This is a genomic window from Nonomuraea sp. NPDC049421 (assembly GCF_040677005.1).
GTDB lineage: Bacteria > Actinomycetota > Actinomycetes > Streptosporangiales > Streptosporangiaceae > Nonomuraea > Nonomuraea salmonea.
Genome location: NZ_JBFAQA010000038.1, coordinates 95,555 through 101,554 on the forward strand (window position 1 = coordinate 95,555; position 6,000 = coordinate 101,554).

Sequence of the window (6,000 nt, forward strand, 5' to 3'; positions counted from 1 at the left end):
CGTACGGAGCGGCGGCCGACCGGCGCGGAGCGGAGCGGCCGCCGGGCAAGGGTCTCCCGTGACCTATTGGAACGCTTCGTGGAGCTGCGTCATGGTGCTCTCGACGCGGCTCTTGTTGCCGACGACCACGTAGGTCTCGTAGTTGCGTTCGTCCCCCTCGTCCATGGCGCCGCTGGGGCTCGTCACCTGGATGGTGTTCTCGCCGAAGTGGCCGTTGTAGTCCATGGGCGGGCGCGACATCGTGTAGTAGTACGCCTCGTCGCCCTGGACGTCTGGCTTGACGTACATGCCGAGGCAGTAGTCCCCGTCAGCTGTGCAGCGGACCATGGGGTCCTTGCTCGTGTGCGACTCCGCCGGCTGCTCCGACAGCCGCCCCAGCCCTGGGCTGTAGGAGAAGACCTCGGTGAAGTCCGGCTGCAGGTAGGCGACGAAGGCGCTGCTGAAGTGGTCGTACGGCTCGTCCTCCGAGGTGATCGTGGCGGCGGCGCGGAAGACGTTCTCCAGCCCAATCGCGTCGTGGTCGGGAGCCATCTCGATTTTGGTACTCAGCCAGTACGGCGACAGGCCCATCGTGTACGGCTCACGCGCCGGCTGGCGTTCGGCGGGTATGCAGCCGCCCCAGCCCGGCTGCGCGTCCGTCAAGGTCATGAACATCGCCGGCCGCTGCTCCGTACGGATGGAGCTGCCCGACTTGGCCATGGTGTAGAGCGCACTCGTGCTGGGCCCGTGGTAGGGCGGCGCCTTGCGGTCGTCGTCCCTGCGGGCGCCGGCCTGCGTGGGGTTGTAGCACTCGCTCGCCTCCTGGCCGTCCTTCCAGGCGTGGAAGGCGTACTGGAAGGCCGCGCCGTGGCCGCCGCTGGCGATGAACTCCTTCTCGTTCACCTTGACCGACGCGATCGCGCCGGCCAGCGCCGTCGAGGTCGTGACCGACAGCTCATTGCGCCCGTCGACCAGCGCGGACACCGTCACGTCCGGGAAAGTCCGGTCGTAGTTGTTCTTCGAGGCGCACTCGGTCTTGTACGTGAGCACGAAGTCGTCATAGTCCGGACTGTCGGGTGGCGGCGCCACACACGTTTCCGGCACGGCCGTCGCCGCCGCCGGTAAGGCCACCGGAGTGGCCACGGGAACAGCCACTGCGGCCAGGCCCAGGACCGCCGCCAGCGCGGCCCTTCGTCGGTTGGATGTCATGATCGGATCGAACCAGGTACGGCGACCGCGGCGGCCTCTGTTCATGAAAGCCGGAAATGTTGGCCACGCCAACACCTACGCTGGTCCGACGTGGATCGTAAGGGTAGTCAGATGACCATCCGAGGGCCGAGGAAGTGGACGCTTGTCAGCAGAGGTGTTGGCAAGATCCCAGAATTGTCCTGATAAGCACGAAGACCCGCTCCCAGGAATCCCTGGCCCGTATGGCAGGGAGCCTTCACCGCAAGAACAGGGCGCATCGGGATCAAGCCTGATCTACAGGGACTGGTCCCAAGGGGCGGGAGGGGGCGCCGGGTTGGAAGGTGCGCTTGAAGTCGGGGCATTCCACGAGCGGCTCGTGCGTACAGGTCGAGGCATGGCGGAGGCCGTCGCGCATGCGGATCAGGCGGGCGATGTCTTCCTCCAGTTCCTCGGCCTTGCCGATCATGCGGGTGCGTAGCTCCAGGTCGCCGGGGGTTGCCCGCAGGAATCTGGCGATCTCGGCGATGGTGAACCCGGCGCCGCGTGCGCAGGTGATGAAGGCGAGGTGATCGAGGACCTCGGAGTGGTAGGTCCGGCGCAACCCGTTCCGGCCCGCCGGGGCGACGAGGCCCCGCTTCTCGTAGAACCGCAGCGCCGACGCCGCCAGCCCGGAGCGCTCGGCCACCTCTGCGATGTCCAGCAGTTGCTCGCCCACCATGCCTCCTTGACTTGAACCGCGCTTCAACTAGCAGGCTAGCCGCCATGCAGATCCATCACCTCAACTGCGGGTCCGTACGGCAGATCGAAGCCACCTATCCGGGCCCGGCCCCCGCGCACGCCGTCAACCACTGCCTGCTGGTCGAGACCGACTCCGAAGGACTGGTCCTCATCGAAACCGGTCTCGGCCTGGACGATGTACGCGACCCCAGCCATACCCTCGGCGCCGACTGGGTCGAGATGGCCCAGCCCCTGCTGGACGAGCAGGAAACCGCCATACGCCAGATAGCCGGGCTGGGGTATGACCCCGGCGACGTACGCCACATCATCGTGACGCACCTCGATGTGGACCACTGCGGTGGCCTGCCCGACTTCCCCACCGCCCAGGTTCACGTTCTGGCGGCCGAGCTTGAAGCCGCGACCAGTCAGGCGCCCAGCTTCCGCTACCGCCCGGCCCACTGGGCACACCACCCGAACTGGGTGACCTATCCCACCGGCCCCGGCGAGGACTGGTTCGGCTTCGCCTCCCTGCAGGCCCAGGGCCTTCCGCCGCAGATCCGCCTGATCCCGCTCGGCGGCCACACCGCCGGCCACGCCGGAGTGGCGGTCCAGGACGGCGACCGCTGGCTCCTGCACTGCGGTGACGCCTACTACTACCACCGGGAACTCGGTGACACCCCCCAGCCTCACCCGCTCCTGGATCTAGTGCAAACCAGCTCAGAAGTTCACCACGATCTCAGACTCGGCACTCAGGCTCGGCTACGCGAACTCCTCCGCCGCCACGGCGACCAGGTGTCGATCTTCAGCGCCCACGACCCCTGGGAACTCCAGCACCACCGTCATCCCGGGCAACCCTCGGTGCTGCAGTAGGTTCACAGAATCATGCGGCAACCGGATCTGTCGCGCGAGACGGAGCGCCACCACCGGAGCGACGCATGATTACGCGGCCTGATCCTTGCCGCTGGGCATCGGACTGCGGCGCGCGGTCGACTGCGCTTCCCCGTGAGCCGGCGTGAGGAACGAACCCTGGCTCTTCGATCGCCCCGACCGCGACAGACCTCGATCACCCCATGGCGATCGGACGACGTCCCGCTTCGCCTGGCGGACGAAGGCTGCCGGCGACCTCGGCAGCTGACATCTTCGCCGAGCCGGTCGGTGAGGGGGGAAGAGGGCGCTTGTCAGCAGAGGTGTTAGCAGGATTTCAACATTGTCCTGACAAACACGAAGGCCCGCTCCCAGGAATCCCTGGTAGCGGGCCTTGACGCTGTGCGCGGCCGAGAGAACTCGAACCCCTAACCTTCTGATCCGTAGTGAACGGCACATCCCAAGTGGACGCGTGCACGTCCTGGTAAGACAGTGGATACGGGTCGCCAGCGTGTGATCGTGTAGGGCGGTGTTGCTGTATCGGTTGCTGTACAGCACAGGTCAGGCGCGCGCCGGTGCTCCAATGCCCCGCTGCCGTACGCAGACGAGCCCTCACCCGCCTGACGGAGCATCTGACACGTGATCCCCCTGGATACCACCACCACGCTCATAATCGGTGGGCGCGAAGGAGGGTAAGCAGGCGCTCGTCGATGCTTGGACTGCTGGTCAGCCTAGGACCTCACCCAAGCGTCGCAACTCTCCATTGAACTCTTCGATGACCAAGTCATCTGCGGTAACTATCAAGTCCATAGATACTCTCACCGGCTGGCCTTGAGCCAGCATCTCGGGCAGTTGCTCTGCCATCGCTATGAAGCTCTCTATGAACTGGCGAATCTCTCGAAGCGGTTGGTCAGAGAAGGACGCTGCCAGCCGAAAGGCACGAGTGAATTCCGAGGGAACACTCAAGCTTCTGAGATGAGCCGACCAATCAAGTAGACCTTCATATATATGGAGAAGCTTTCGCGCGAGATGCTTTATGCGTTCCTCGTCGCCCGCCTGGCCAGGCTCTCCGAAAGCACGGTTCTGCGCGGAGCGGCTGAATATAAGCTCGATTGCAGATATTATCTCTTGAATTTCACTGAATTTCGCATCAAGATAGGAAGGAGCACTTTCCGGATCGATGTGTTTTCCACTCCGAGCAGCATAGCCAAGCTCATGGTCATGCCACTTATCCAGCAATGCACGCTGACCCATCTGCAGTTCGCTCGCGAATAGAATATACTCCCAAGCCGGAGGTTTTTCCGATAGAAGCCGCATCTGCTCGCTAGGGGAACGTGGAACCACCGGTAGTGCGATGGTAAGGAGACGCTCCTCGCCGTCGTGTGGCCTGAGCTTTTCTAGAACAAGACCCACCAGATCTTCGGGCGCAATGCCGCGCAGATCAATATAAGCAACGGTAGGCGATAGTCCGGGAATTTTCGTATCATCAAACCTGGCGGGAAGGATATACTCCTCATTGGCATTAAGGGCTCGCGCTTGCGCGTTTCTACGTTCGTGCGATGTCCATACTTTGGCCGCATACGCAGCCGATGCAAAAAGCACGCAATATTGCGCAGATTCCTGGTATATATGACTGAGGTGTTCGTATAGGTCTTTACCCCAGAGCGTTGCCTGCTCGTAGGCGTCGAAGAACACTCGAACACCCGCGCGGCGAAGACCGGCGGCTACAAGCTCAACGTAAGCACGCTGCTCACCCGCATACGAAAGACATACATCGTATGCGTAACCTGAATCTGACGACAGAGCCACAAGCCCAGTGTAGAACGCCCATAGCACACAACGTGTCTCCCTGAGATGCCTAGAAGATTCCGGACAGCCAGCTACATAAGCTGACATTAGTCTGGAAGAGGTACACCGGTTGAATTCGTAGGGTCGGTCATGGTTTTGCCGGGACGTCGAGGGTGAGTCCGGTCTGGGTCAGGCATCCGGTGAGTAGGTGAGGCCGGTACTGGATCTTCTTCAGCTTGCGTTTGACGAGCCGGACGAGGCCGTCCAGGTCGGCAACAAGGAAGTTGGCCAGTCCCCGTACAAGCGACTTGATGTACTTGCGCCGCACAATAAGTATGGAGCTGCTGCGTGGGCTCGTCCCGACGCTGGAGAACGCGGTACGGTCCGCGCCTGCTGAGCGGCAGGCCGAGTTGTTCGAGCTGCTGGCGGTCACCTATCAGGCGTGTTCGGCGTCGCTGGCCAAGCTGGGTGAGCCGGAGGCGGCGTGGATCGCGGCCGATCGGGCCATCAGCGCGGCCGAGCGGGCCGGCAACCCCTTGATGATGGCGGCCGGGGCGTTCCGGCTGGGGTTCGTGTTCCTGGGGGCGCGTCATTTCGACCAGGCGGAGGAGACTGCGCGGACCGCTGCCGAGGCGCTGTGGTTCCTGACCGATCAGGGCAACGTGGAAGCGATGTCGCTGTGGGGCGGACTGACGTTGCAGCGGGCGGTGGCGGCCTCACGGCTCAATCAGGCCGATGTCGCCTACGAGCACCTCTCGCGAGCCCGCGAGATGGCCACGCGGGTCGGTGAGGGGCGCAACTACTACAACACCGAGTTCGGGCCGGCCAACGTGGCGCTACATGAGGTGGCGGTGGCTGTGGAGGTGGGTGACGCCGGGCACGCGTTGCGGGTCGGAACCGCGGTGGACGCCTCGACGCTGTCGGCCGAGCGACGGGCGCGGCTGGCTGTCGATCTCGCGCGGGCGCATGCGCAGCGTCGCCAGGTGGACGAAGCGGTGGCGCGACTGCTGGAGGCCGAAAGCGTCACGCCGGAGCAGATTCGCAACCACCGGGTCGTACGGCAACTCGTCTCTGACCTGCTGTCGATGCAGGATCCGGCGTCCTCTGAGCTGCGGGAGCTGGCCGAACGAGCGGGCGCGTAGAAAAGGTACGTGTCCACGTACCTGACCTTCACGACCCGAACGGGCACACCGATCGAGCTGCGGAGCTTCAACCGGGCCTTTGAGAGCCACTACCGCCGAGCGGGTGTTCCGCGCATCCGCGTCCACGACACCCGACACACCGGTGCTTCACTCCTGGCCGCCCTCGACGTCCATCCGCGCGTGGCCATGCGCATCCTGCGTCACTCGCAGATCTCGATGACCATGGATACACCGGTTGAAAGCGTAGAGTCCTAGCCTCGTGACGGATCGCGTTCGATGCGGTACGACCGGAGCATGCGGTACGGGCAAAGGGGTGGGTACA

7 protein-coding genes are annotated in these 6,000 nt (G+C 63.9%); 3 read left to right on the forward strand and 4 right to left on the reverse strand.

Translation table 11 applies throughout. From position 1 onward, the window contains the following. Positions 1-63: 63 nt before the first annotated feature. Entirely contained in the window at positions 64-1,188 is a 1,125-nt protein-coding gene (locus AB0K18_RS43740) for a hypothetical protein (protein ID WP_364926998.1), read from the reverse strand. 262 nt (positions 1,189-1,450) lie between these two features. Next, the gene (locus AB0K18_RS43745) at positions 1,451-1,885 is read right to left on the reverse strand and encodes a MerR family transcriptional regulator (protein ID WP_364927001.1); all 435 of its coding nucleotides are present in this window, start codon (positions 1,883-1,885) and stop codon (positions 1,451-1,453) included. Positions 1,886-1,929: 44 nt separating this feature from the next. Here AB0K18_RS43745 and AB0K18_RS43750 point away from each other — a divergent pair, with 44 nt between their 5' ends. Then, a complete protein-coding gene (locus AB0K18_RS43750) occupies positions 1,930-2,754 on the forward strand; it encodes an MBL fold metallo-hydrolase (RefSeq protein ID WP_364927004.1) in 825 nt (274 codons plus the stop codon). 720 nt (positions 2,755-3,474) lie between these two features. Here AB0K18_RS43750 and AB0K18_RS43755 read toward each other — a convergent pair. Further along, positions 3,475-4,644, reverse strand: coding sequence for a TIR domain-containing protein (locus AB0K18_RS43755; protein WP_364927007.1), 1,170 nt, complete (start codon positions 4,642-4,644; stop codon positions 3,475-3,477). A gap of 40 nt (positions 4,645-4,684) precedes the next feature. After that, positions 4,685-4,864, reverse strand: coding sequence for a hypothetical protein (locus AB0K18_RS43760; RefSeq protein WP_364927010.1), 180 nt, complete (start codon positions 4,862-4,864; stop codon positions 4,685-4,687). 7 nt (positions 4,865-4,871) lie between these two features. Here AB0K18_RS43760 and AB0K18_RS43765 point away from each other — a divergent pair, with 7 nt between their 5' ends. Together AB0K18_RS43765 and AB0K18_RS43770 are read left to right on the forward strand one after the other, a co-directional pair. Beyond that, on the forward strand, positions 4,872-5,678 hold the full coding sequence (locus tag AB0K18_RS43765; protein ID WP_364927011.1) for a hypothetical protein: 807 nt from the start codon (positions 4,872-4,874) through the stop codon (positions 5,676-5,678). A 9-nt stretch (positions 5,679-5,687) separates the two neighbouring features. Next, positions 5,688-5,933, forward strand: a complete 246-nt coding sequence (locus AB0K18_RS43770; RefSeq protein ID WP_364927014.1) for a tyrosine-type recombinase/integrase — start codon at positions 5,688-5,690, stop codon at positions 5,931-5,933. Positions 5,934-6,000: the final 67 nt, after the last annotated feature.

Bases quoted from the DNA above. Each gene is read 5' to 3' on its own strand.
- AB0K18_RS43765 (WP_364927011.1), top strand. From the start codon at position 4,872: ATGGAGCTGCTGCGTGGGCTCGTCCCGACGCTGGAGAACGCGGTACGG.
- AB0K18_RS43740 (WP_364926998.1), bottom strand. From the start codon at position 1,188: ATGACATCCAACCGACGAAGGGCCGCGCTGGCGGCGGTCCTGGGCCTG.
- AB0K18_RS43755 (WP_364927007.1), bottom strand. From the start codon at position 4,644: ATGTCAGCTTATGTAGCTGGCTGTCCGGAATCTTCTAGGCATCTCAGG.
- AB0K18_RS43745 (WP_364927001.1), bottom strand. From the start codon at position 1,885: ATGGTGGGCGAGCAACTGCTGGACATCGCAGAGGTGGCCGAGCGCTCC.
- AB0K18_RS43750 (WP_364927004.1), top strand. From the start codon at position 1,930: ATGCAGATCCATCACCTCAACTGCGGGTCCGTACGGCAGATCGAAGCC.